The sequence below is a fragment of the Micromonospora sp. 050-3 genome (assembly GCF_046549335.1).
GTDB classification, from domain to species: Bacteria; Actinomycetota; Actinomycetes; order Mycobacteriales; family Micromonosporaceae; genus Micromonospora; species Micromonospora trifolii.
Window position 1 is genome coordinate 1,383,727 of the sequence record NZ_JAJPVX010000002.1, and the last position, 23,168, is coordinate 1,406,894.

Sequence of the window (23,168 nt, forward strand, 5' to 3'; positions counted from 1 at the left end):
CTCAGCGCACCCCGCCGTAGACGGTGCCGGGGCCGGTGCCGGTGAGAAGGCTGTCGTCGGCGAAGGCCCCGTCCCGCATGGAGATCACCCGGTCGGCGACCGCCGCGATGCGGGCGTCGTGCGTGACCACCACAAGAGTCTGCCCGGTGGTTCGCAACTCCTCGAACAGCCGCAGCACCTCCAGGGTCGCGGCGCTGTCCAGATTGCCGGTCGGTTCGTCGGCCAGGACGACCTGCGGCTCGTTGCTCAACGCGCGGGCGATGGCGACGCGTTGGCGCTGGCCGCCGGAAAGTGCCGAGGGCAGGTGCGTGGCGCGGTCGGCCAGCCCGACCTGGTCGAGCAGGTGCAGGGCCCGCCGCCGGGCGCGACCCGGCGACCACCCGGCCAGCAGGGCGGCCATCTCGACGTTCTCCACAGCGGTGAGTTCGTCCATCAGATGGAAGGACTGGAAGACGAGACCGATGGTGTCGCGCCGCAGCCGGGCGAGGGCGCGCTCGCTCATCGTGTCGATCCGGCGGTCGGCCAGCCACACCTCGCCGTCGGTGGGGCGTTGCAGCCCGCCCAGCAGATGCAGCAGGGTGGACTTGCCGCAGCCGCTCGGCCCCATGATCGCCAACGTCTGGCCGGCGGGCACCTCCAGGTCGACCTCGTCCACCGCGCGGACCAGCGCGTTGTCCCAGCCGTACCACCTGCTCAGCCCGCGCGTCCGCACCGCGATCGACCCGGTCATGCCCCCGCCTTCCGTCCCGCTCGATCACGCTCGGACCACATGCGTTCGCACGCCTCCAGCCACTCCAGATCAGCCCGCAACCGCAACACGACGCCCTCCAACAGCAACCCTGCAACCGGATCCACCGACCGCTCCAACGCGGCGCGTTGCGCGTCACGCAGCCGGCGCAGCACCTCACGCCGCTGCGCGTCCACCAACGCCACCGGATCGGCCAACCGGGCAGCCGCGGCGGCCACCAGCTTCAGGTGAAACTCGGTGAGGTCCGGCTTCGGCCAGCTCACCTCGGTCAGCCAGCCGGCGACCCGCTGCTGCCCGGCTGGGGTCAACGCGTAGACCCGCCGGTCCGGCCGGTCCGGCAGGCCGTCGGCTCGCTCTGAGGTCACCAGACCGGCCTTCGCCAACCGGGCCAGCGTCACGTAGACCTGCCCCGCGTTCATCGCCTCGCCGAGCGGCCCGAGCGCGTTCCGCATCCGGCTACGCAGCTCGTACCCGTGCGCCGGCTCCTTGGCCAGCATGGCCAGCACCACGTCCTGCACCCTGGCACACCCCTCGAATAGACCGGTAATAGATAACCGCTATCTATGACGCTGTCAAATCTCGACGTCGACCGTCGGAGGGGTCCAGTACGGTCTGGGGACCATGGACGCGTTCGGCGACGCCATCATCGGGCGGGATCACCCCGCGGGTCTGCTGCGCGCCGAGTTGGATCGCGCCACCACCAGCCACGGCGGTCTCGCCCTGGTCACCGGCGAGCCGGGCATCGGCAAGACGACCCTCGTCACGTCGGCGGCCCGGGAGGCCCGGCAGCGAGGCGCGCTGGTGCTCGGCGCCGCCTGCTGGGATTCCGACAGCGCCCCCGGCTACTGGCCGTGGGTGCAGGTGCTGCGTGCCCTGCGGCGCTCCGCCGATGACTGGGCGGTGGCGCGGCAGTCCGCCGAGCCGGCCCTCGCGGCACTGCTCGGCCAGTCCAACGCCGGCGGCGAGCAGGCCGGTCGCCTCGTCAGTTGGGCGGGCGTCGACCCCGGCCCGGACACCGCCGACCAGGAGGCGTTCGCGCTGTACGACGCGGTGACCGCCGCGCTGGTCGCCGTCTCCCAGCACCGCCCGGTCGTGGTAGTCCTCGACGACCTGCACTGGGCCGACCCGGCCTCGCTGCGGTTGCTGAGCTTCGCCGCCCAGCACACCTGGTTCGAGCGGCTCCTGCTGATCGGCACCTACCGCGACGCCGAGGTCGAGTCGGGCGAGCATCCGTTGCGCCCGCTGCTGATGCCGCTGGTCGCGAAGGCCACCACGATCACCCTCACCGGTTTCACCCGCGACGAGGTGGCCGCACTGATGACCCGGACCGCCGGCCGGGAGCCCGAGGCCGACCTGGTCGACGAGGTGCACCGACGCACCGGCGGCAACCCGTTCTTCGTCGAGCAGACCGCACGCCTGTGGCACGCCGACGACGCGGTCGGCACTATCGCACCCGGCGTACGGGAGGCGGTGCGCCGCCGCCTGGCCCAGCTACCCGCCGCAGTGGTGGAGGCGTTGACCGTCGCCGCCGTACTGGGTCGCGAGTTCCACCGTCAGGTCCTCGCGGCCTGCGCGGCCGCCCCGGCGGCGCAGGTCGATCGGCTGCTCGACCGGGCGGTGACCGCCCGACTGGTGGTTGCCCGGGGCGGTGGCCGCTTCGCCTTCGCCCACGACCTGGTCCGCGAAACCCTCTACGACGGGCTGACCGACGACGACCGGCGGGCCCGCCACGGCGCTGTCGTCCGGGCGGTCGACGACCTGCGGGAGCTCACCGACCGGCTGATCCCGGCCGACCTCGCCCGCCACGCCTACCTGGCCGGCCCTGCGCTCGACCGGGCCCGGGTGGCCACGCTGCTGGTCGCCGCCGGGCGGGACGCCTTCGCCCGGCTGGCCGGTGACGAGGCGGCAGTGCACTTCCGCCGAGCCCTCGAGGTCGTCGAAGACCCGGCACAACGTGTGCGGATCCTCGTCGAGTTCGCCGAGTCGCACTATCACCACGCCCGCCGGGAAGAGGTCACGCGACTCCTGGCCGAGGCCGCCAAGCTGGCCCGTTCACTCGACGACCCGGTGCTGCTGGCCCGGGTCGCGCTCACAGTGAACCGCTCCCGCCAGGTGGATACCGCCCAGTCGATCGAGGCGGCAGAGTTGGTGCGCGAGGCGTACCGCCGATTGATCGGCGAACCGGACGCCACCGCGACGGTCGGCGCCCTGGTCGCCGACCTGATCACCGCCAGCGAGACGATCGCCCGTCGAGGGCAGGACGACGAGGCGCTCACCTTCAGCCTCTGGGCCCGTCACGACACGACCTGGGGGCTCGGCACCGCCGCGACCCGAGCCGCGCTCACCGCCGAGATCCGGGACGTGGCCCGTCGGACGGGCGACCGGGAAACCGAGCTGTGGGCCACCTCGCTGCGCTGGGTGGCGTTGCTGGAGCTGGGCGACCCTCGCTTCGCCGAGGAGCTGACCACCTTCGTCGACGCCGAACAGCAGGGCGACTTCGCCCGGCACCGGATGGCCGCGGCCGTCGACAGCGGGATCATCGCGGCGTTCCAGGGTGACTTCGCCACGGCCGACGAGCGGTTCGCCGTCCTCACCGACCAGACCGACCCGGGCCACATCGAGTTCGGGTTCATGGGCCACCACCTTCGCTGGTCCCGACTGCTGCTCCAGGGCCGGGTCGCCGAGGCCGCCGCTCTGGTGGACGGGCTGGCCCCGATCGACTACCCCTACCGGGAGCTGCTGCGGGCGATCACCGCGGCCGAGCGGGGCGACGGCGAGACGGCGATCCGGCTGACCGCCGGCATCGAGGCCGCCGCCATCCGGTACCCGCGCCCGGTGTCACCGCTCTGGCTACGGCTACGCGCGCAGGCCGCCGCCGCGTCCGCCGACCCGAAGCGCTGCGACGCCGCGCGGGCCGCGCTCGCCCCACACCGTGGAGAGTGGACGGTAGGGCTTTTCGGCTGCGACATCAGTGGCCCCGTCGACCACTGGCTGGCGCTGATCGACGCCGCCCAGGAACGCTGGGACGACGCCATCGCCGGCTTCACCGCCGCTCGGGACTCCGCCGACCGGCTGGGCTCCCGGCCCTGGTCGCTGCTCGCCCGCACCGGCCTCGCGAACGCCCTCGCCGGCCGAGGTCACCCGAGCGACACCGCGACGTCGTCAGCGCTGCGCGCCGCCGCCGTCCAGGAGGCGACCGCGCTCGGCATGACGCAGGTGCTCCACCGGCTCGCCGCCCCGACAACCCTCGACGCCGACCGCCCGGACCAGGCCGTCGGGTCGGGTCAGGTCGTCGCGCCCGGCCAGGCCGCGCCGGTCGCGACTGCGATCGAGGGGTACGAGTTTCGGCGCGACGGGCCGGTCTGGCAGCTCGCGTACGACGGTGTCGTGGTGCACCTGCCCGACGCCAAGGGCCTGCACGACCTGCACCTGCTGCTCAGCCGCCCGGGCAGCGACGTGCCGGCCGTCGAACTGCTCGACCCGGCGGCCGGGCCGGAGCTGGTAGCCGCCCGCCGGATGGGCGCCGACCCGGTCCTCGACGACGAGGCGAAGGCCCGCTACCGGCGGCACCTGGCCCGCCTCGACGAGGAGATCGACCGGGCCGCCGCCCGCGACGACGACCAGAAGGTGTCCAAGCTGGACGCCGAACGGGGTGCGTTGCTCGACGAGCTGCGTGCCGCGGCGGGCCTCGCCGGCCGGAGCCGCCGCCTGGGCGACGAGGCCGAGCGGGCCCGCAAGACGGTGACCGCGCGAATCCGCGACACGCTGCGCAAGCTCGACGACCGACACCCGGCACTGGCGAGCCACCTGCGCGACGCCGTCTCCACCGGCACCACCTGCCGCTACCTACCCCCCGGGCCGCTGCCCTGGCGGCTCTGAATTGGTGATTCGAGGAAGGGCGCTCACGTTCCGATTGGCGGATCGGCGACTGCGTCTCGCGGAGCACTGCTGATCCGTACCGCTTGCTCCTCCTGCACTCGGCTGGCGGTCTGCAGGAAGTCGAGGATCGTCGCGAGCTGACCCTCGTCGTACCTGTCGAGGGCCTGCATGCCGGCGGCACCGACGGGCAGATAGATGTCTTGTTCGATGGTGCGCGCGGCGTCCGTGGCGGTGACCAGGACCCGCCGTCGGTTCTCGGAGTCCCGGGTGCGGCGGACCAGGCCGACCCGCTCCAGCCGGTCGATGACCGTGGTGGTCGCTGCTGGGCTCAGCTTGAGGGCGGTGGTGAGTTCCCCCGCCGACATCGGACCGCCGTGGGCTAACACAAGATCCATCGCGCGAAGGTCAGTGCGGTTGAGCCCGAGCCGAGCGGCAGCAGCCTCCTCGAACGTGTCGAAGCTCTGTTGGAGCAGTCGCACCTGCATCGCCACGTCACGAATCAGCCCATCCTTCGACATTCGAAACCTTCTGCTATCGTAGTTTTCGTCAGTCGAAATATTATCAGACGGGGAGGGTGCAATGACAGCCGATGACCGCGAGCTCAGGGATCTGTTCAGCCGGCTCATGCAGGCATGGACGGACAACGACGCCGTCGCCTACGGCGCCTGCTTCACCGAGGACTCCGACTACGTCTCGTACGACGGTACGCACGCCGTCGGGCGACTCGACATGCAGCACGCTCACGACCGGCTCTTCCGGGGGGTGCTTGCCGGATCGGCGCTCGTCGGAGACATCGAGTCGATCCGGCACATAGGTCCGGGGGTGGCAATCATCCACGGCACCGCCTCGGTGCTGATGCCCTGGCGTTCCAAGCTGCCGAAGCGACGCCTGTCCCGGCAGACGCTGGTTGCCGTGCGCACTGATCGCGGCTGGCTGTTCACGGCTCTGCATAACGGGCGGGTGCGTCCGGTGCAGATTCCGGCCCCGGAATCGTTGCCCTCCCGGATGGCCCAAACTGTCGGCCACGTCGCACGACGCCTCGGGGTTGGCCGGGCTCCGGTCAGACCGTGATCGCCCGGGGCAACCCGGCCCGCAGCCAACCGACGGGCGCCGCCACAGCCGTGGCGGCGCCCGTCGACCAGGCCGAGGCAGGGTCAGCGGCGGTTGTACCTGTACATGGTCAGGGTGCCGAAGACGACCAGGAAGCCGGCGCTCCAGGCCAGCAGCCACATGGTGGCCGACGGGTCCGAATCGCCGCTCATCGCCCCGCGGATCGCGGCCACCAGCTGCGTCACCGGGTTGACCTTCACGAACGCCTGGAGCCAGCCGGGCATGGTGCTCGGATCGACGAAGACGTTGCTCAGGAACGTCAGCGGGAACAGCACCATCATGCTGACCCCCATCACCGACTTCTCGCTACGCAGGATCAGACCGAAGAACGTCCACACCCAGGAGAAGGCGAACGAGAAGACCACCAGCAGCCCGATCCCGACGGCCACCCCGACGATTCCGCCGGCGGGCCGGAAGCCGAGCACCAGCCCCAGGCCCAGGATCACCAGGGCGGCGAGGATGTAGCGCAGCACGTCGCCGAAGATCATGCCGACCAGGGCGGCCGGACGCCAGACGGGCAGCGTCCGGAACCGGTCGAAGATACCCTTCTCGATGTCGGTGTTGAGGCCGATGCCGGTGTACATGGTGATCATGACGACGCTGGTCACCATGATGCCGGGCAGGAAGAACTGCAGGTATTCGCGCGGGCTGCCGGCGAGGGCGCCACCGAACAGGTACGTGAACATCAGCACCATGATGATCGGGAACGCGGTGACGTCGAAGAGCTGCTCCGGCACGTGCTTGATCTTCAGCATGGCCCGCCAGCCGAAGGTGAGCGACGCGCCCAGCGCGCTCGGCCGGGGCGGTCGGGCGCCGGGCGCGAGCACGGTAGCCAGCGCCTCGGCGGACGGCACGTAGACGGTCGGTGCCCGTTCGGTGGTGGTGGTCGTGGTGTCGCTCATCGGGCTGCCTCCAGCTCGTCGTCGTGCGCGTCGGCCGGCACGGCGGGGTGGTCGGTCAGGGCCAGGAAGACCTCGTCCAGGCTCGGCTGGCCGAGGGAGAAGTTGTCGACGACGATGCCGGCGCGGGCCAGGTCGCTGAGCACGCGAGCGGCCTGGGCGCTGGCGTCGAGGTCGGTGCCGGCCTCACCGACGCGGGCGGTCAACGCCATCGGGTCGGCGGCGAGCTGCACCGGCACGTCGAGCGCCTCCCGGAGCACCCGCTCCGCCTCGGGGCGCTGAGCGGGGTCACGCAGTCGCAGGTGGACGGTGCCGGAGCCGATCGACGACTTCAACTCACCGGGGGTGCCCTCCGCGATCACCCGGCCGTGGTCGACGACAGCGATCCGGCCGGCGAGCTGGTCGGCCTCGTCGAGGTACTGGGTGGTCAGCAGCACCGTCGTGCCGTGCGACACCACCGCCCGGATGATCTCCCACACCTGGTTGCGGCTGCGCGGGTCGAGGCCGGTAGTCGGCTCGTCGAGGAAGAGCAGATCCGGGGTGTTCAGGATGCTGGCGGCGATGTCGATGCGCCGCCGCATCCCGCCCGAGTACTTCTTCACCTGGCGGTCGCTCGCCTCGGTCAGACCGAACGCGGCGAGCAGGGCCGCTGCGCGCTCCCGGGCGGCCGGCTTGCGCAGGCCGAGCAGGCGGGCGAGGAGCACCAGGTTCTCCGTACCGGTCAGGTCCTCGTCGACGGAGGCGTACTGGCCGGTGAGGCTGACCCGGGAACGGACCTTGTCGGCCTCGGTGACCACGTCGTGCCCGAAGACCCGGGCCGTGCCGCCGTCGGGTCGCAGCAACGTGGCGAGTACCCGGACTGCTGTGGTCTTGCCCGCGCCGTTCGGGCCGAGCAGGCCGTAGACGGTGCCGGCGGGCACCTGGAGGTCGATGCCGGCCAGCGCCCGGGTGTCACCGAATGAGCGGGTGAGCCCCTCGGCCTCGATGGCCAGACCGGTGGTGCGTCTACTCATGATCCTTACCTTTCGTGTTGGACGTGTTCAGGAGACGTAGGGCCGAGCCGCCCGGCCGTCGCGCAGTGCCAGACCCCACCAGCGCAGCTGGTCGAGCAGGACGCAGACGTCGCGTTGCAGCTCGTCGGTGCACTGGGCGGTCGGCTCGCCGGCGAGCAGGTCGATCCCGACGACGTCGCGCACCGTCATCGCGTGCAGTGCGGTGAAGACGGTACGTAGTTGGTCGACAGCGTGCAGGCCAGTCGACCGACAGCCGTACGACACGAAGCCGACCGCTTTGGCCTGCCACTCGTCGTACGCGTAGTCGATGGCTTGTTTCAGGGGTGCCGGGAAGCTGTGGTTGTACTCGGGGGTGACCACGACGAACGCGTCCGCCCGGCCCACCTCGCGGACGAACGCCCGGATGGACGCGGTCGGCTCGGCGGGGTAGGTGGCCGGGAAGTCGTACTCGGTCAGGTCAACGACCGTCACCGCCAGGTCGTCGTGCCGCTCGGCCTGCTCGACGAACCAGTGGGCGAGCCGGTCGCCGACCCGCCCCTCCCGGGTGCTGCCGACGATCACGGCGATCCGCAACTGTGTCATGGCCACCTCCCTTCCACAGTGAAGGCGCGAGGTGACGACACGCGCCCGCTAGATCCGATCTAGCGGGCGCGGTTCGGGGCGAAATGTCGGTGGGATCGGCTTGACTGGGGTCGTCGACGAATGGGGGAGCGGGATGGCAGAGGTGCGGATCGAGCCGTGGCACGAGGACGACCTCGACCTGCTGCGGCAGCTCAACTCACCGGACACCCGCAAGCACACCGGCGGCCCGGAGACCGACGAGCAGGTGCTCGCCCGGCACGATCGGTACGTGCACTTCCCGGGCACCGGGCAGGGCTGCATGTTCACGCTGGTGCTGCCGGACGGGGCACGGGCGGGCAGCGTCGGCTACTGGGCCCGCGAGTGGCGTGAGAAGCCGGTGTACGAGATGGGCTGGGCGGTGCTGCCCGCGTACCGGGGGCAGGGGCTGGCCACCGCGGCGGTGCGCGCGGTGGTGGACGTCGCTCGCGCCCGACGGGATCGGCACTACGCCCACGCCTATCCCTCGGTCGACAACCCCGCCTCGAACGCGGTGTGCCGCAAGGCCGGCTTCACGTTGCTCGGCGAGACCGGCTTCGAGTACCCGCCGGGGCAGATGATGCGGGCCAACGACTGGCAGCTCGACCTGACCGCCCCACCGACCGGGAGCTGAGGTCGGCGGGGCGGCCGGTGACAGGTCACCAGGTGGTGTCGAGGCGGTGCCGTTGCTCGGCGGTCAGCTCCAGGTCGACAGCTGCCAGGCTCTCTTCCAGTTGCGCCACCGACGAGGCGCCCACCAGCGGGATGGACGGCAGCTCACCGCCCAGCAACCAGGCGACCACCACCTGGTTGACAGTCGCACCACTCTGCCCGGCCACCTCCCGCAGCGCGGCCAGTCGCCGTGGCGCGCTCGGCAGGTCGTACGCCGAGCTGAGCGGCTTGTCCGCCCGGGTGAACGCCCCCTTGAGCAGCGGCGAGTACGCCACCAGGGTCAGTTCGGGATCGGCACGCAGATAGCTGAGCAGGTCACCGCTGACGCCGCCCGGCTCGCCGTCCGGGTCCAGGTCGCTGACCAGGTCGGTGCGGTTCGGCAGGTAACTGCGGTGGTACTGGAGCACCTCGTACCCGGGCAAACCGGCGGCGGCGGCCAACGAGCGGGCCCGCTCCACCCGCCAGGCCCGGTGGTTGCTGGCGCCCAACAGACCCACAGTGCCCTCGGCGACCAGCTCGGCGAAGCCCTCCACGGTCTCCTGGAGCGGCACGGTCCGGTCCTCGATGTGCGCGTAGAGCAGGTCCAGCCGCTCCACCCCGAGCCGTTCCCGGCTGCGCTCCGCTGACTCGCGGATCACCTTGGCGGAGAGACCCTCGGCGTTGTCGAGGTAGCTGGTCCCCGGGGCCAGCGGTCGGGCGCCCAGCTTGGTGGCGATGACGATCTCGGCGCCGACGCCCCGGCTGCGCCGCCATCGGCCGAGCAGTTCCTCGCTCTGCCCGCCCTGCCCGCCGTCCACCCAGAAGGCGTAGTTGTCCGACGTGTCGATGAATGTGCCGCCGGCCTCGACGTATCGGTCGAGGATCGCGTACGAGGTGGCCTCGTCGGTGGCGCTGCCGAAGAGCATCGCGCCGAGGCTGAGCACGCTGACCTCGCGCCGGGTCGCCGGGTCAGCGCCGATCGTGCGGTACCGCATGGGGGTCTCCTCTCGTGCGCCCTACCGGTGGGCGCACGAGTCACAGTGCCGGCTGGAGCGCACTCCAGGTCAAGCGCTCAGTCACCAGGGCAGCACGCCGTACCCACCGCCGGCGTCCATCTGGAAGCCCCACAGCAGCCCGTTCGGCCCGTCGGCCGGCAGGGTCGCCAGGTGCACGCTCACCTCGGCGCCCTGTTCGGCGGTGCGGAAGCCGCTGTTGCTGTTGAGGTCGGTGGCGCAGTAGCCCGGGTTCGCCGCGTTCACCTTGATCCGGGTGTCCCGCAGCTCCTTGGCGTACATCGCGGTGAGCATGTTCAGTGCCGCCTTCGACGACGGGTACGGCACGGAGGTCAGCTCGAACAGCGCGCCGTTCGGGTCGGTCATCACCGCGATCGAGCCAACCTCGCTCGACACGTTGACGATCCGGGCGGCCGGTGCCCGGCGCAGCAGCGGCAGCAGAGCATTGGTCACCTCCACCACCCCGAAGACGTTCGTCTCGTACAGCCGGCGCAGCGTCGCCACTGTCGTCTCGCTGGGCAGCCCTCGCGCGCCGTCGGCGAGGATGATGCCGGCGTTGTTGACCAGCACGTCCAGTTGGCCGTACTCCGCCTCCACCCGCTTGGCGGCGGCCGTCACCGACTCGGCGTCGGTGATGTCGAGCGGCACGAAAACCGCGTCCGCGCCGCCGTCGCGCAGCTGCCGCTCCGCTGCCCGGCCCCGCTCGGCGTCCCGCGCGCCCACCAGCACTGTCATCCCGAGGGCGCCGAGCTGCCGGGCGGTGGCAAAGCCGATCCCTTTGTTGGCCCCGGTGATCAGGGCGGTCATGTTCGTCATGCCGTCGAGCCTCGCCGGGCTGGCCGCGCCCGGGGAGAGACGGGCCGAGGCTGGGACCGGCGGTACCACCTTCGCCGGCCCGCACAGAGGCATGCTGGGGGCATGACGAGCAGCGGGTTGCGGCGTGACGAACTGGCGGCGTTCCTGCGTACCCGCCGCGCCCGGTTGCGGCCCGCCGAGGTCGGGCTCCCCGAGGGTGAACGCCGACGCACCCCCGGGCTGCGCCGACAGGAGGTCGCCCAGCTCGCCGGCATGTCGATCGACTACTACATCCGGCTGGAGCAGGGCCGAGGGCCGCACCCGTCGCGGCAGGTGCTCGCCGCGATGGCCCGGGCGCTGCTGCTCAGTCGGGACGAGCGCGAGTATCTGTTCCGGATCGCCGGGGAGAATCCGCTGCCGGCCGGCGGGCCGAGCCGGGAGGTGACCCCCGGGCTGAGGCACCTGATCGACGCGATGACTGAGACTCCGGCGTACCTCGTCGACGCCGCGTACCAGGTGTTGGCCTGGAACCGGTTGGCCACGTACTTCATGGGCGACCTCTCGGTCGTGCCGGACGCGGACCGCAACATGATCCGCTGGACCTTCCGGCGTCCGGTGGCCGACAGCCACTGGACCGACGCCGAGACCATCTGTTTCGTCCGCAGCACAGTGGCGGACCTGCGGGCCGCCTACGGCCGTTACCCGGCCGACCCGGCGATCCGCGAGCTGGTCACCGAGCTGCTCGGCACCTCGCCCAGGTTCGCGCGGCTCTGGGCGGAGCACGATGTCGAGGAGCGCCGCCCCATCGTCAAGCGGGTGCCGCACCCCGAGCTGGGATCGTTGGAGTTCGAGTGCCGGGTGCTGCACGTTCCGGAGACCGACCAGCGGATGATCGTCTACGTCCCCGAGCCCGGCTCGCCCACTCAGGCGGTGTTCCGCCGGCTCGCCGAGCGCGTCGCGCCCTGACCTGGCCGGCAGCCGACCAGCCCGTCCCCGTGGTCGGACCGCCGGTAGAGCACGCTGTGCCGCTCCCTGGTGCGCACCACCAGGCCGGAGCGCAGCAGCACCCCCAGATGGTAGGAGACGGTGGCCGGGGCCAGCCGGTGCCGCTCGCTGAGCTGCCCGGTGGACCGCGGCACGTCCAGGTCCGCCAGGATCGCCGCCCGGCTCGCACCAACCAGGTCGCCGAGCCGACCCGCCCGACGCTGCTCCGCCGGCCCGGCGCCGACCGGGTAGACCAGCACGGCGTTGCCCTCGTCGCAAAGCTGGGTGGACACCTGGGGCCAGGCCAGCGCCGACGGCGCGAGCACCAACTCCGCACCGGTCAGTGCTGTGGTGATCCGGTACGAACTGTCAATGGTCAGCGACCTGCCGGTCCAGCCGACCTTCGGGTGCAGGCCGTTCAGCATGCTGCCCACCCCGGCGGTGGCCATCGCGGTGGCCCGCACGGCCAGTTCGGCCTCCAGCGTGGCCCGCACCGCCGGCCACTGCTCGGCGAGCGCGGCCCGCCAGAAGTGCCGCAGCCCGTCGGTGACCCGCCGGGCGAGGGTGCCGTCCTCGACCGCCGCGCGGACCCGCACCGGCATCGGGCCCGTCGGGAACCGCTCGTTCACCTGCGCCGCCACCTCGTCGGCGGGCGTCGCCGCCGTGGCCGACAGCTGCTGGTCGAAGGCCGCGTCGAGCGGCCCCAGCGGCGGCTTCGGCGTGAGCAGGTCCGGCGTGTAGCCGAGCCGGCCGGGCGGCATCACCAGCTCCGCGACCAGGGCCACGTCGGGGTGCCGCAGCGCGGCGCGGGCGGCCGGACCGGGATCGCCGTGCACCGGATGCCCGAACCGCGAGAGTGCGGCCCGCAGCCAGGACGTCACCTCCCAGGCCGGCGAGATCGCCAACCGGAGCCGGGCGAGGCTCGGGCCGTCCAGATGCGCGACCATCACAGCGCGGATCGTACAAGCGGTGGCGTCGATGTGCCGTCCGCATTCGAGCTGGTTCGAATCACTGGCCGACTGGGTGGCAGGCCGGGTTGGCTGCGACGGCACAACCACTCGTCCGAAGGAGAACCCGATGCGTCCACCCGCCTCCGCCCGTCCCGCCGGCCGGCTCGGCCGCACGATCGCGCTGCTCGGGCTCACCGCCGGCCTGCTCGCCGCCGCTCCGGCCGCGGTGTCGGCCGCCACCCCCGGTCCGGGCGACACCACAACCGGGGACGCGGCGGCCCGCGGCTGCGAGCGCGCCTTCGACCGCGCCGTCCGTGCGTACGTGGAGACCACCGCCCGGCGCGACCTGGACGGCTTCGCCGCGCTGCTGCACCCCGACGTCACCTCGGTCTTCGCCTCCGACGGTGAGGTGCTCGACGGCAAACGGGCCACCGTGGACTGGCTGCGCGGGTTCTTCGCCGACGACTCGTGGACCCAGTCCTTCAGCGTGGCGAAGCAGACAGTGGTGGGCTGCCGGACCGGCTTCGTGCTGTTCGACTCCGTCTACGCGGTGCCGGCCACCGGCACCAGCGTGCCGCTGTTGATCGGGGTCAGCTACACCTACCAGCACGGCCGGTGGCTGGTGTTGCAGAACCAGGACTCCGTCGGCCGGGTCTGACCAGGGGGGTCGCCACCCGGGGGGAGGGGCGGGCGCCACCGCGGCGGCGCCCGCCCCTCGGCGGGTCAGGTCAGTTGGGCAGGTAGGCGAAGGTGTCCGGGTTCGGGCCCTGCCGGCCGGCCTCGCCCTTGTTCAGCGCGGTGATCCGCTCCATCGCCGCGTCGTCCAACTCGAAGTCGAAGATCCGGGTGTTCTCCTCGATCCGCTTCGGGGTGGTCGACTTCGGGAAGATGATGTCGCCGCGCTGCACATGCCAGCGGAGCACCACCTGCGCCGGGGTCCGGTCGAGCTGCCCGGCGATGTCGACAACCGTCGGGTCGTCGAGCACCTTGCCCTGCGCGATCGGCGACCACGCCTCGGTGAGGATGTTGTGCTCACGGCCGTAGGCGCGGACCTCGTCGTTGCCGAAGTACGGGTGCGCCTCGATCTGGTTGACCACCGGCACGACGCTCGCCTCGGCGGCCAGCCGCTCCAGGTGCGACACCTGGAAGTTCGACACGCCGATCGAGCGGGCCCGGCCGTCGCGCTGGAACTCCTCCAGCACCTTCCAGGTCGAGACGTAGTCGCCGTCGTACAGGGTCGGCAGCGGCCAGTGGATCAGGAACAGGTCGATGTAGTCCATCTTCAACGCCGCCAGCGTCGAGTCGAACGCCCTGCGGGCGTCGTCGGGGCGGTGGAAGCCGTTGTTCAGCTTGCTGGTCACGTAGACCGAACTCCGGTCGAGGCCGGACACGCGTACCGCCTCGCCGACCTCGGCCTCGTTGCCGTACATCTCAGCGGTGTCGATGTGCCGGTAGCCCACCTCAAAGGCGGTGGTCACCGCCGCGACGGTGTCCTTCGGCTCGATCTGGAACACCCCGAAGCCAAGCTGCGGAATGGTGGTGCCGTCGTTCAGGCTGATGTCGGGAATCGTGAGTGCCACTGCGGCTCCTTCGCGTCATCGTTACCTGTCATCCATACCCGGGTCTGTGGACGATCCACCGCCCAACCGGGGGTGACGAACGCAACGGCGCGTCGGTTCACCCGGTCGTGTCGAACAGCACAGGCCACGGCCGTGCCGCCGGCACCGACGTCGCGGGCGGCGCGGGCGCTGTGGGCTCGGCGTCGGCCAGCACCTCCGCGGCGAGTTGGCCGAACATCGCCGCCGCCGGGTGCGCCGATCGGTCCGGCCAAACCGCCGACGTGCGCTTGGCCAGCGGCGCGTCGCTGATCGGCCGCCAGGCCATCCGGGGTTCCCGGCGGGCCACCGCCGCCGGTTCCACTGCCACCCCGCCTCCGGCCAGCACCAGCCCGAAGAGGAACTCCGGGTTGCGGGCCGGACGCACCCGGGCTGGACGCCAACCGTGCTGCCGGCACACCGCCAGCAGGTGGTCGTGCCAGCCGGGGGCGGTGGCGCGCGGCGCGGCCACCAGATCCAGACCGGCCAGCGACGCGAGCGTCACCTCGCGGCCGCGGGCCAGCGGCGAGGTGCGCGGCAGCAGCACCCCCAGGGGTACGTCGACCGGAGCGCCGAAGCGCAGCCCGTCCGCCGCCACCGGGTGATGCACGAGCCCCACGTCGAGGGTCCGTTCGGTGAGCATCCGCACCTGCTCGGCAGTGGTCAGCTCGTGCAGCTCCACGTCCAGGCCGGGCGCCCGGGTGGTGAGCCCGTCCAGCAGTGAACGCAGCGTCACGGCGGGCGTCTCTGGTGGCACCCCGGCCCGGAGTACGCCCAGCTCACCGGCGCGGATCTGCCCCATCAGGCTGCGGAGTCGACCCTCGCCGGCGAGCAACTCCTCCGCCTCGCCGAGCAGCAGCTCACCGGCGGTGGTGAGGCGTACCTGGCGGCGGGACCTGTCGAACAGCTCGACAGTCAGCTCCCGTTCCAGCCGCTGGATCGACTGGCTCAGCGGCGGCTGGGCCATCCCGAGCAGCTCCGCGGCCCGGCCGAAGTGCAGTTCGTGTGCGACCACCACGAAGTGCCGCAGGTGCCGGAGCAGATCCACGGCCGGGACCCTACGCCAGCGCGGCCACTGCGGTGCTGGATACCGTGCTGGCGTGGACGTGGAGGAAAGCATCGGGGCCATCTTCGCCGCTGTCGGGGTGACGGCCAGCCTGCACGTCGTGGACCTGGACGCCGTCGACCTGAACGCCGTCGAGGGCGGCGGACCGGTCGGTGGCGCTCTTCGTGAGGTCGGGGTGCGGGCCGACGAGCAGGTGGTGATCGCCTCGATCTTCAAGATCCTGTTGGTGCTGGAGTTCGCCCGGCAGGTCGAGGCCGGTCAGCTGGACCCGACCGAGCGGGTCCTGGTCACCGCCGGCGACCGGCTCGGTGGGTGGGGTCTGGCCGGGTGCACCGACGACGCCGAGGTGTCGCTGCGCGACCTCGCGTACTTCGCCATGTCGGTCACCGACAACACGGCCGCCGACCTGCTGCTGCGCCGGGTCGGCCCGGACCTGCTGCCGATGCTCGCCGTCGAGCTGGGGCTGACCCGTACCCAGATCCTCGGTGGCCCTCGGGAACTGGTCGAGATGATGCTCGCCGACGTGGGCGCCCGGACCGAGGCGGAGTTCGCTCGGATCTTCCCCACGCTGCCGGCGGACCGGGTCCGGGCCATGCGGGTCTTCGACCCCGCGCACACCACGTCCAGCACCGCCCGGGAGATCACCCGGCTGCTCACGCTGATCTGGCGGGACGAGGCTGGGCCGGCGGCGGCCTGCGCGATGGTCCGCACCTGGATGGCCCGGCAGATCTTCTGGACCCGGTTGGCGGCCGGGTTCCCGCCGGGCGTCCGCGTCTCCGGAAAGACCGGCACCCTGCCCGGGTTCCACCTGGAGGCCGGGGTCGCCGAATACCCCGACGGCGGCCGGTACGCGATCGCCGTCTTCGCCCGCGCCGAACAGTTGACCCCGCGCCGCATCGACGTGGACCTGGCGATGGGGGAGGCCGCCCGGACGGCCGTCGAGGCGCTGCGCGGCGACTGATTTCGCGCCCGTTCGGGAGTCGCCGCACCCCCTCCGAGCAGGACCGATATCCGCTGGCGTATCGAAGCCGACGGCCCTTGATCTTGGACCGTGGCCCGGTGCCGCTGGTTGGCTCGTGGTCGACACATCGCCCGACCACGGGGAGTAGATCCGCATGCCCAGTCTCGACCGCCGACGCTTTCTGCGCGACGCCGCCGCCACCACAGCACTGGTCTCCGCCGGTGGCCTCGCCGCCGGCGTCGCCAGCCCGGCCCAGGCCGCGCCCCCGACCGCCGCGCCCACGCCCACCGCTCGCCGCAAGGGCGCGGTCAGCTTCCGCTGGTGGGGTACGGCCGGCTGGCGCGTCGACATCGGTGACCGCACCGTTCTCGTCGACCCGTTCCTCAGCCGGATCGACACCGGGCTGTTCACCGGGCCGTTCAAGACCGACACGGCGTTGACAGTGCGCACCGACGTGATCGACCCGCGCGTCGACCGGGCCATGACGGTGCTGGTCACGCACACCCACTGGGACCACTTCATGGACGTGCCGTACATCGCCAAGCGCACCGGCGCGCGGGTGTTCGGCACGCTGACCGCGTACCACCTGGGGTTGGCCTACGGGTTGCCGTCGACGCAGCTCAGCGCCGTGAAGGGTGGAGAGGTGCTGGACTTCGGCGACCACAGCGTCGAGGTGGTCGGCTCGCTGCACAGCCGCAACCCGTCGTACTCGGTGGCCTTCCCCGGGGTGCGGGTGAGCCCGCCGCCGCAGCCGGCCACCATCGCCGACCTGCCGGAAGGCGACACGCTGGGCTACCTGCTGCGGGTCGACAGCGGGCCGTCGGTCTACTTCACCGGGGCCAGCGACGTCGCCGAGCGGAACCTCACCGGGCTCGCGCCCGACGTGGCGATGGTGGCCATGCAGAACGCCACCACCACCGGCGACTACCTGCCCCGGCTGCTGGCCGGCCTCGACTACCCGAAGGTCGTGGTGCCGGTGCACTACGACAACTTCGAGACGGCGTTGCAGAACCCGCCGCCGGTCGCCCCGACCGACCGCACCCGGCTGAACGAGATGATCGCTGCGGTGCGCCGGATCTCGCCGCGCAGCCGGGTGCTGGTGCCCGAGTACGAGACCGCGTACCACTTCTGAGCAGCGACGGTGGGGGTCGCCGAGCCGCGACCCCCACCCCGGTCAGGAGGCGGTCATCTCCGCCAAGGCCCGCACCGACTTCCAGTTGCGGGAGGTGGCCACGACACCGAGCTTCTTCTCCAGGTACGCGTTCGTGAACTTCGACCGCCCGTACCCGCCGTCGACGTAGTGCAGGAACGCCTCCCGGCCGGTCACAGTGAACGACACGTTCTCGCCACCGGGCACGGCCAGCGCGTCCACCGTGGACTTCTTCGGTGCGGTGGCGAGGAAGGCCACCAGCAGTCGCGTCGGGTCGTCCTCTCGATCGGCGTACGGGTTGCCGCCGGCGATCGCCGCCAACTCCCGGCCGCTGCGCACCAGCACCGGCACTGTCAACGCCAGCTCGTCGGTGAGCGCCCGTGCGATCCCGGCGGCCAGCTTCTCCGCGTCGCGCACCGTGCTGCCGAAGGCCACGTTGCCGCTCTGCAGGTACGTCTTGACGTCCTCGTGCCCGAGGTCGGTGACGATGCGGCGCAGATCGGCCATCGCCAGCCGGGTGGTACCGACGTTGACCCCGCGCAGCAGGGCGACGTATCGGGTCATGGCTCCTCCTCGGGTGTGGCCGACCGGCTCAGCGTAGGCCGCCCGGCCCCACCAGGCCCGTCTCATACGCGACGATGACCAGTTGCGCCCGGTCGCGCACCGCCAGCTTGGTCAGCAGCCGCCCGACGTGCGTCTTGACGGTGGCCTGGCTGAGGTTGAGGTGCGCGGCCAACTCCGCGTTGGACAGGCCCCGGGCGATCAGCGCGAGCACCTCCCGTTCCCGATCGGTCACCCCGTCGAGCTGCCGGGGCAGCGGCCGGGTCGGCTCCGGCTGCCGGGCGAACTCGTCGATCAGCCGGCGGGTCACCGTCGGCGCGAGCAGCCCCTCCCCGGCGGCGACCACCCGGATCCCGGTCAGCAGGTCCGCGGGTGGGGTGTCCTTGAGCAGGAACCCGCTGGCTCCGGCGCGCAGCGCACCGTAGACGTACTCGTCGAGGTCGAACGTGGTCAGGATGATGACCCGGGTGTCGGCCGTCGCCGGCTCGGCGCAGATCCGCCGGGTCGCCTCGATGCCGTCCATCTCCGGCATCCGGACGTCCATCAGCACCACATCCGGTCGGTGCTGCTCGGTCAACGCGACAGCCTCCACGCCCGTGCCCGCCTCACCGACTGTGGTGCAGTCCGGGCTGAGGTCGACCAACAGCCGGAAACTGCCGCGCAGCAACGCCTGGTCGTCGGCGATCAGCACGCGGATCACGCGGTCACCCGGTAGGGCAGGCTGGCCGTCACCGCGAAGCCACCGTCGGAGCGTGGGCCGGCGCGGAACTCCCCGCCGTGCAACGCCACCCGTTCCCGCATGCCGATCAACCCGTGCCCCTCCCCGCCGAGCAGGACCGGCCGCCGGCCGTCGTCGGTCACCTCCACCCGCACCTCGTCGGGCAGGACGGTCACCGTAGCCCGGCAGGCGGCCGGCGCCGCGTGCTTCACCACGTTCGTCACCGCCTCCTGCACGATCCGGTACACAGCGAGGCCCACCGACTCCGGCACCGGGCCGGCCGGCTCGTCCCGCCGTACGTCGAGTTGCACGTCGACGCCGCCGATCGCCGCCTGCCGGGCGAGGAGGGGCAACTCGTCCAGCCCGGGCGTCGGCGAGTAGGGGCTGTCCTCGCGCAGCACGCCGAGCACCCGACGCACGTCGGTCAGCGCGGTGCGGCCGGTCTCCTCGATGACCCGGAGCGCGGCGCCCGCCTCGCGGGGGTCGGCCTCGGCGACGTGGTTGGCGACGGCCGCCTTCACCACGATCAGGCTCAGCGTGTGCGCGACCACGTCGTGCAGCTCACGGGCCACCCGTAACCGCTCCTCGGTGGCGGCCTGACGGACCAACTGGTCGCTCTGCCGGGTGGCGAGGGCCCGTCGCTCCCGGATCAGCCAACCGATCACCCAGGCTGGCGCGACCATGACGGCGGCGTAGGCGACCGCGCCGGTCCGCGACCAGAGGTCGCCCGCGGTCAGCACCAGGCCGACGCTCACCAGCGCCAGACAACCGGCGGCGCAGAGCATTGACCGGCGGGTGGGCGTCGCCACTGCCACCGTGTAGAAGGACAGGCCGATGGCGAACGCCGGCGCGGCCGCCGCGAAGTTGGGTATCACGCCGGTGATCAGGGCGACTGTGGTGATCGAGCTGATCACGACGGCCACCGCCATCGGCCACCGTCGCCGGACGGCCAACGGCAACCCGATGGCCATCCCGACCAGCACCGACACCCAGAGCGGCTCGCGTACGCCGCCGTGCAGCGGCGACTCCAGCGCCGCGTACGGGCAGAGCAGCCCACCGACGGCCACCGCCAGCAGGACGTCCACCCTGTACAGGTCCACCGGCCGCATCCGTCGGGTCAGCAGGAGAGCGGTCACGCGTCGAACGGTAGCGGCCGGCCGGGTTGGCCGCGTCCGCCTGCGGGTGGTCATCCCTCAGGACGACGTGCCGGCGGTTGCGGACCGCCGACTCCACCCTGGGGAGGGCCGGAAAGTGCCCGCCCCGGCACGACGCGCCGCACCCCCGGCATTCGGCACCGTAACGGTCATGACCACACACACGGTGACCCTGACGGGGCTGCGCGCGGTGTACGGCACCGGAACCCGGCGGGTGACGGCGCTCGACGGCGTGACCACCGGCTTCGCGAGCGGCACGTTCACGGCGGTGATGGGCCCCTCCGGCTCGGGGAAGTCCACACTGCTGCACTGCGCGGCGGGGCTGGACCGCCCGACCGAGGGGACCGTCACGATCGACGGCACCTGCCTCAACGACCTCGGTGAGGACGAGCTGACCCGGCTGCGGCGGGACCGGATCGGCTTCGTGTTCCAGGCGTTCAACCTCGTGTCCACGCTGACCGCCGCGCAGAACGTCGAGTTGCCGACGCGCCTGGCCCGCCGCCGCCCGCCGGCCGGGGACGTCGCCGCCGCTCTCGACGCCGTCGGCCTCGCCGACCGGGCCGGGCACCGGCCGAGCGAGCTGTCCGGCGGAGAGCAGCAGCGCGTCGCCGTGGCCCGAGCGCTGATCAGCCGCCCGGCGGTGGTCTTCGCCGACGAGCCGACCGGGGCGTTGGACAGCTCGTCGTCCCGGCAGGTGCTCCGGCTGCTGCGGGCGCTCGTCGACGACCACGGTCAGACCGTGGTGATGGTGACCCACGATCCCGCCGCCGCCGCGTACGCCGACCGGGTCCTCCTGCTGGCCGACGGCCGTGTCGTCGACGAGCTGACCGGCGGAATCACCGCCGCCGCCGTCGCCGCCCGGATCGCCGAGCGGGAAACCGTCGCGGAGTCGTCGTGCTGAGCGTCCGGCGGTCGGCCAGCGCGTTCGTGGCCGTCGCCATCGGGGTCACGCTGGTCGCGGCGGCCACCCTGCTGCTCGCTTCCGGCCGCCCGCAGGTGCCGGACCGGCTGGCGCGGGCGGCGGTAGTGGTGCAGAGCCCCGAGGCGGGTGCGTCCGCTGACGACTTCGTGCCGACCCGGCCCTGGTCCGCCGCCACTGCGGCGGAGTTCGTCGGTAGGCTGGCCGGCCTGCCGGACGTGGTGGCGGCGGTGCCGGACCGCACCTTCTACGCGCAGCCGCTCGTCGACGGCCGGCCCTACGCCGCCGACACCCGGCGGGAGGACGCCTACCAGGGGCACGGCTGGTCCAGTGCCCAACTGGGTGGGCTGCGCCTCACGGCTGGCGAGCCACCCCGCCGGCCCGGTGAGGTGGTCGTCGACAGCGCGCTCGGGCTGCGCGCCGGCGCACCGGTCACCCTGCTGACCGCGGCGGGCCCGGAGCCGTACACCGTCACCGGCCTGGTCGACGGGCCCGGCGTCCATGTCGCGGACGCTGTCGCCGCCGCGCTCGCGCCCGGCGTGCGGGCCATCGGGCTGGTGCTCGCGCCGGGCGCCGACCCTGAGCGGGTCGCCACGGCGGCCAGCGGAGTCGTCGGCGGCGGCGGACGGGTGCTCACCGGTGCCGCCCGTGGCGCGCTGGAGCCGCGCGGCGACGCCCGTACCCGGTGGATCGGCATGCAGGTGCTCACCGCCACGGCGGCCCTCGCCGGCTTCGTCACGGTGTTCGTGGTCGCCTCCACCTTCGCGTTCACCATCGCGCAGCGCCGCCGTGAGCTGGGACTGCTGCGCGCCGTCGGCGCCACCGGACGCCAGGTCCGCCGCATGGTGTACGCCGAGGCGCTCACCGTCGGCGTCTCGGCGGGACTCGTCGGCCTGCTGGTGGGCGCGGCGCTCGCCCCGCTGCTGGGTCGGCTGCTGGTCGACGTCGGCTACGAACCGTCGACCTTCCGGGTCCGCTACGAGCTCTGGCCGATCGCGGTCTCGCTCGCCGCCGGGCCGGTGATCGCGTTGCTGGCCGTCTGGTCGGCGTCCCGCCGAGCGGCGCGGGTCCGCCCGCTGGAGGCGCTACGCGACGCCGCTGTGGAACAGCGACCGATCGGCCGGCTGCGCGCCGTCACCGGTGCGCTGCTCCTCGCGGCGGGGGCCGCGCTCAGCCTGGGCACGGCGACCGCCGACGAGGCGCGGGTGGGGGCGCAGTACGCGCTCTACGCGGTGATGGCGTTGGTGGCCGGCGCCACAGTGTTCGCCCCGGTGGTGGTCAGGCCGCTGCTGTGGCTGCTGCGTTCCCCGGTGCGTCGGCCCGGTGGCGCGATAGGAATGCTGGTCCGGGGCGGGGCGTTGACAGCTACCCGGCGGACCGCCGCCATCGCCGCGCCGGTGCTGCTCACTGTCGCGTTCGCGGTGCTGGTGTCCGGGATGGTGCGCACCACCACCGCCGCGTACGCGGCAGGTCGGGCGGACAACGTGAACGCCGGCTGGATCGTCGTGCCGGACCGCGCGCCCGGTCTGTCCGACCGGGCCGTCGCCGCGACCGGCGGCACCGCCCTCCTGCCGACCACCGTCTACCGCGCCGACCCCGGAACGTCGCCGCAGAACCAGCCGATGACCGCGCTCGGCGTGGATCCGGAGAGCTTCGCCGCCGCGAACCGGGTGCTCACCGTCGTCGCCGGCTCGCTGAACGACCTGAAGGGTGACGACACCGTGGTGGTCACCGCCTCGGCGAACCAGCTGCCGTCCGCGCCGTACCCGGTGGTCTTCGCCGACGGGACGTCGGTGTCGTTGCGTGTCGTCGCCGTGGTCGACGACGCCTCGATCCCCGGCGACCTGCTCGTGCCCCGGGCCGTGGTGCGGGCGCACGACCCGTCGGCGCTGACGTCCACCGTGTACGTCCGGGATCGCATCGATCCGCCGGTCGGGGCGCGGATCCTCGACGTCCCGGGGTGGGCGGCCGAGGCGGACGCCGCCGAGGACCGCCTCGTCTGGCTCTTCACACTGCTGCTGATCGGGGTGTCCGCCGGCTACGGGGCCATCGCGGTGGCCAACACGCTGCTGCTGGCCGCCGCCGGCCGGGCCGCGGATCTGCGGCTGATCCGGATGGCCGGGGCGACCCGACGGCAGGTCATCTGGCTGGTCACGGCGGAGTCCGCCCTGGTCGTCCTGATCGGCGCCCTGCTGGGTGGGGCTGTCGCGTTCGTCGGTCTGCTCAGCATCGGTGCCGGCCTCGCCGAGCAGGTCGGCGCCCCCGTCGACCTGGTGGTGCCGTGGGCGGTGGTCGCCGGAGTGGTGGGGCTGTGCCTGCTGCTCGCGGTGCTGGCCAGTGTGCTGCCGACGTGGCGGCTCCTGCGGCACCGTCCCGCCCGCTCACCGGTCGGCGGATGACCGCGT

At 72.5% G+C, this 23,168-nt stretch carries 23 protein-coding genes; 9 read left to right on the forward strand and 14 right to left on the reverse strand.

The window, feature by feature from the left end; all coding sequences use genetic code 11:
* Position 1: 1 nt before the first annotated feature.
* Both ACLJOK_RS21420 and ACLJOK_RS21425 read right to left on the reverse strand, forming a co-directional pair.
* Positions 2-730, reverse strand: a complete 729-nt coding sequence (locus ACLJOK_RS21420; protein WP_410820468.1) for an ABC transporter ATP-binding protein — start codon at positions 728-730, stop codon at positions 2-4.
* Positions 727-1,266 carry a PadR family transcriptional regulator gene (locus ACLJOK_RS21425; protein ID WP_410820469.1) on the reverse strand — a complete coding sequence of 180 codons (540 nt, stop codon included), beginning with the start codon at positions 1,264-1,266 and terminating at the stop codon, positions 727-729. The genes ACLJOK_RS21420 and ACLJOK_RS21425 overlap by 4 nt, the downstream gene beginning before the upstream one ends.
* A gap of 103 nt (positions 1,267-1,369) precedes the next feature.
* Between ACLJOK_RS21425 and ACLJOK_RS21430 the strand changes: the two genes are divergently transcribed.
* Positions 1,370-4,627: an ATP-binding protein gene (locus tag ACLJOK_RS21430; RefSeq protein ID WP_410820470.1), complete on the forward strand. Its 3,258-nt coding sequence runs from the start codon at positions 1,370-1,372 to the stop codon at positions 4,625-4,627.
* A gap of 23 nt (positions 4,628-4,650) precedes the next feature.
* Here ACLJOK_RS21430 and ACLJOK_RS21435 read toward each other — a convergent pair whose 3' ends face one another.
* Positions 4,651-5,145 carry a MarR family winged helix-turn-helix transcriptional regulator gene (locus ACLJOK_RS21435; RefSeq protein WP_410820471.1) on the reverse strand — a complete coding sequence of 165 codons (495 nt, stop codon included), beginning with the start codon at positions 5,143-5,145 and terminating at the stop codon, positions 4,651-4,653.
* A 61-nt stretch (positions 5,146-5,206) separates the two neighbouring features.
* Here ACLJOK_RS21435 and ACLJOK_RS21440 point away from each other — a divergent pair, with 61 nt between their 5' ends.
* Positions 5,207-5,698, forward strand: coding sequence for an SgcJ/EcaC family oxidoreductase (locus ACLJOK_RS21440; RefSeq protein WP_410820472.1), 492 nt, complete (start codon positions 5,207-5,209; stop codon positions 5,696-5,698).
* A gap of 83 nt (positions 5,699-5,781) precedes the next feature.
* Here the strand turns inward: ACLJOK_RS21440 and ACLJOK_RS21445 are convergent, their stop codons facing one another.
* Genes ACLJOK_RS21445 through ACLJOK_RS21455 form a run of 3 tightly spaced genes read right to left on the reverse strand, consistent with a single transcriptional unit; the run spans position 5,782 to position 8,231 of the window.
* Positions 5,782-6,639 (reverse strand): ABC transporter permease, encoded by an 858-nt coding sequence (locus ACLJOK_RS21445; protein WP_410820473.1) that lies wholly within the window; start codon positions 6,637-6,639, stop codon positions 5,782-5,784.
* On the reverse strand, positions 6,636-7,649 hold the full coding sequence (locus ACLJOK_RS21450; protein ID WP_410820474.1) for an ATP-binding cassette domain-containing protein: 1,014 nt from the start codon (positions 7,647-7,649) through the stop codon (positions 6,636-6,638). Before ACLJOK_RS21450 ends, ACLJOK_RS21445 begins: the two co-directional genes overlap by 4 nt.
* Positions 7,650-7,676: 27 nt before the next feature.
* Positions 7,677-8,231 (reverse strand): NADPH-dependent FMN reductase, encoded by a 555-nt coding sequence (locus ACLJOK_RS21455; RefSeq protein ID WP_410820475.1) that lies wholly within the window; start codon positions 8,229-8,231, stop codon positions 7,677-7,679.
* A 133-nt stretch (positions 8,232-8,364) separates the two neighbouring features.
* On the opposite strand from ACLJOK_RS21455, the gene ACLJOK_RS21460 reads away from it, so the two are divergent.
* On the forward strand, positions 8,365-8,880 hold the full coding sequence (locus ACLJOK_RS21460; protein WP_410820476.1) for a GNAT family N-acetyltransferase: 516 nt from the start codon (positions 8,365-8,367) through the stop codon (positions 8,878-8,880).
* Positions 8,881-8,905: 25 nt separating this feature from the next.
* Here the strand turns inward: ACLJOK_RS21460 and ACLJOK_RS21465 are convergent, their stop codons facing one another.
* On the reverse strand, positions 8,906-9,892 hold the full coding sequence (locus tag ACLJOK_RS21465) for an aldo/keto reductase (protein ID WP_410820477.1): 987 nt from the start codon (positions 9,890-9,892) through the stop codon (positions 8,906-8,908).
* An 81-nt stretch (positions 9,893-9,973) separates the two neighbouring features.
* Complete coding sequence (locus tag ACLJOK_RS21470) at positions 9,974-10,726, reverse strand: SDR family oxidoreductase (RefSeq protein WP_410820478.1); 753 nt, start codon at positions 10,724-10,726, stop codon at positions 9,974-9,976.
* 102 nt (positions 10,727-10,828) lie between these two features.
* Here ACLJOK_RS21470 and ACLJOK_RS21475 point away from each other — a divergent pair, with 102 nt between their 5' ends.
* Positions 10,829-11,671, forward strand: a complete 843-nt coding sequence (locus ACLJOK_RS21475; protein ID WP_410820479.1) for a helix-turn-helix transcriptional regulator — start codon at positions 10,829-10,831, stop codon at positions 11,669-11,671.
* On the opposite strand, the gene ACLJOK_RS21480 is transcribed toward ACLJOK_RS21475, so the two are convergent.
* A complete protein-coding gene (locus ACLJOK_RS21480) occupies positions 11,629-12,636 on the reverse strand; it encodes a winged helix-turn-helix domain-containing protein (RefSeq protein WP_410821556.1) in 1,008 nt (335 codons plus the stop codon). The two genes, ACLJOK_RS21475 and ACLJOK_RS21480, sit on opposite strands and share 43 nt — an antisense overlap.
* 130 nt (positions 12,637-12,766) lie before the next feature.
* Between ACLJOK_RS21480 and ACLJOK_RS21485 the strand changes: the two genes are divergently transcribed.
* Entirely contained in the window at positions 12,767-13,297 is a 531-nt protein-coding gene (locus ACLJOK_RS21485) for a nuclear transport factor 2 family protein (protein ID WP_410820480.1), read from the forward strand.
* 70 nt (positions 13,298-13,367) lie between these two features.
* Here the strand turns inward: ACLJOK_RS21485 and ACLJOK_RS21490 are convergent, their stop codons facing one another.
* Positions 13,368-14,219 (reverse strand): aldo/keto reductase, encoded by an 852-nt coding sequence (locus ACLJOK_RS21490; RefSeq protein ID WP_410820481.1) that lies wholly within the window; start codon positions 14,217-14,219, stop codon positions 13,368-13,370.
* A 97-nt stretch (positions 14,220-14,316) separates the two neighbouring features.
* A complete protein-coding gene (locus tag ACLJOK_RS21495) occupies positions 14,317-15,282 on the reverse strand; it encodes a LysR family transcriptional regulator (RefSeq protein ID WP_410820482.1) in 966 nt (321 codons plus the stop codon).
* A gap of 52 nt (positions 15,283-15,334) precedes the next feature.
* On the opposite strand from ACLJOK_RS21495, the gene ACLJOK_RS21500 reads away from it, so the two are divergent.
* Both ACLJOK_RS21500 and ACLJOK_RS21505 read left to right on the forward strand, forming a co-directional pair.
* Positions 15,335-16,261, forward strand: coding sequence for a serine hydrolase (locus ACLJOK_RS21500; RefSeq protein WP_410820483.1), 927 nt, complete (start codon positions 15,335-15,337; stop codon positions 16,259-16,261).
* A 154-nt stretch (positions 16,262-16,415) separates the two neighbouring features.
* Positions 16,416-17,393, forward strand: coding sequence for an MBL fold metallo-hydrolase (locus ACLJOK_RS21505; protein WP_410820484.1), 978 nt, complete (start codon positions 16,416-16,418; stop codon positions 17,391-17,393).
* A gap of 42 nt (positions 17,394-17,435) precedes the next feature.
* On the opposite strand, the gene ACLJOK_RS21510 is transcribed toward ACLJOK_RS21505, so the two are convergent.
* The 3 genes from ACLJOK_RS21510 to ACLJOK_RS21520 are packed head-to-tail and all read right to left on the reverse strand — an operon-like array spanning position 17,436 to position 19,826.
* Positions 17,436-17,975 (reverse strand): DUF1697 domain-containing protein, encoded by a 540-nt coding sequence (locus tag ACLJOK_RS21510; protein ID WP_410820485.1) that lies wholly within the window; start codon positions 17,973-17,975, stop codon positions 17,436-17,438.
* A gap of 28 nt (positions 17,976-18,003) precedes the next feature.
* The gene (locus tag ACLJOK_RS21515; protein WP_410820486.1) at positions 18,004-18,672 is read right to left on the reverse strand and encodes a response regulator; all 669 of its coding nucleotides are present in this window, start codon (positions 18,670-18,672) and stop codon (positions 18,004-18,006) included.
* Entirely contained in the window at positions 18,669-19,826 is a 1,158-nt protein-coding gene (locus ACLJOK_RS21520) for a sensor histidine kinase (RefSeq protein WP_410820487.1), read from the reverse strand. The genes ACLJOK_RS21515 and ACLJOK_RS21520 overlap by 4 nt, the downstream gene beginning before the upstream one ends.
* Before the next feature lie 169 nt (positions 19,827-19,995).
* Here ACLJOK_RS21520 and ACLJOK_RS21525 point away from each other — a divergent pair, with 169 nt between their 5' ends.
* Both ACLJOK_RS21525 and ACLJOK_RS21530 read left to right on the forward strand, forming a co-directional pair.
* Positions 19,996-20,745 (forward strand): ABC transporter ATP-binding protein, encoded by a 750-nt coding sequence (locus tag ACLJOK_RS21525; RefSeq protein WP_410820488.1) that lies wholly within the window; start codon positions 19,996-19,998, stop codon positions 20,743-20,745.
* A complete protein-coding gene (locus tag ACLJOK_RS21530) occupies positions 20,739-23,162 on the forward strand; it encodes an ABC transporter permease (RefSeq protein ID WP_410820489.1) in 2,424 nt (807 codons plus the stop codon). Before ACLJOK_RS21525 ends, ACLJOK_RS21530 begins: the two co-directional genes overlap by 7 nt.
* Positions 23,163-23,168 lie beyond the last annotated feature (6 nt).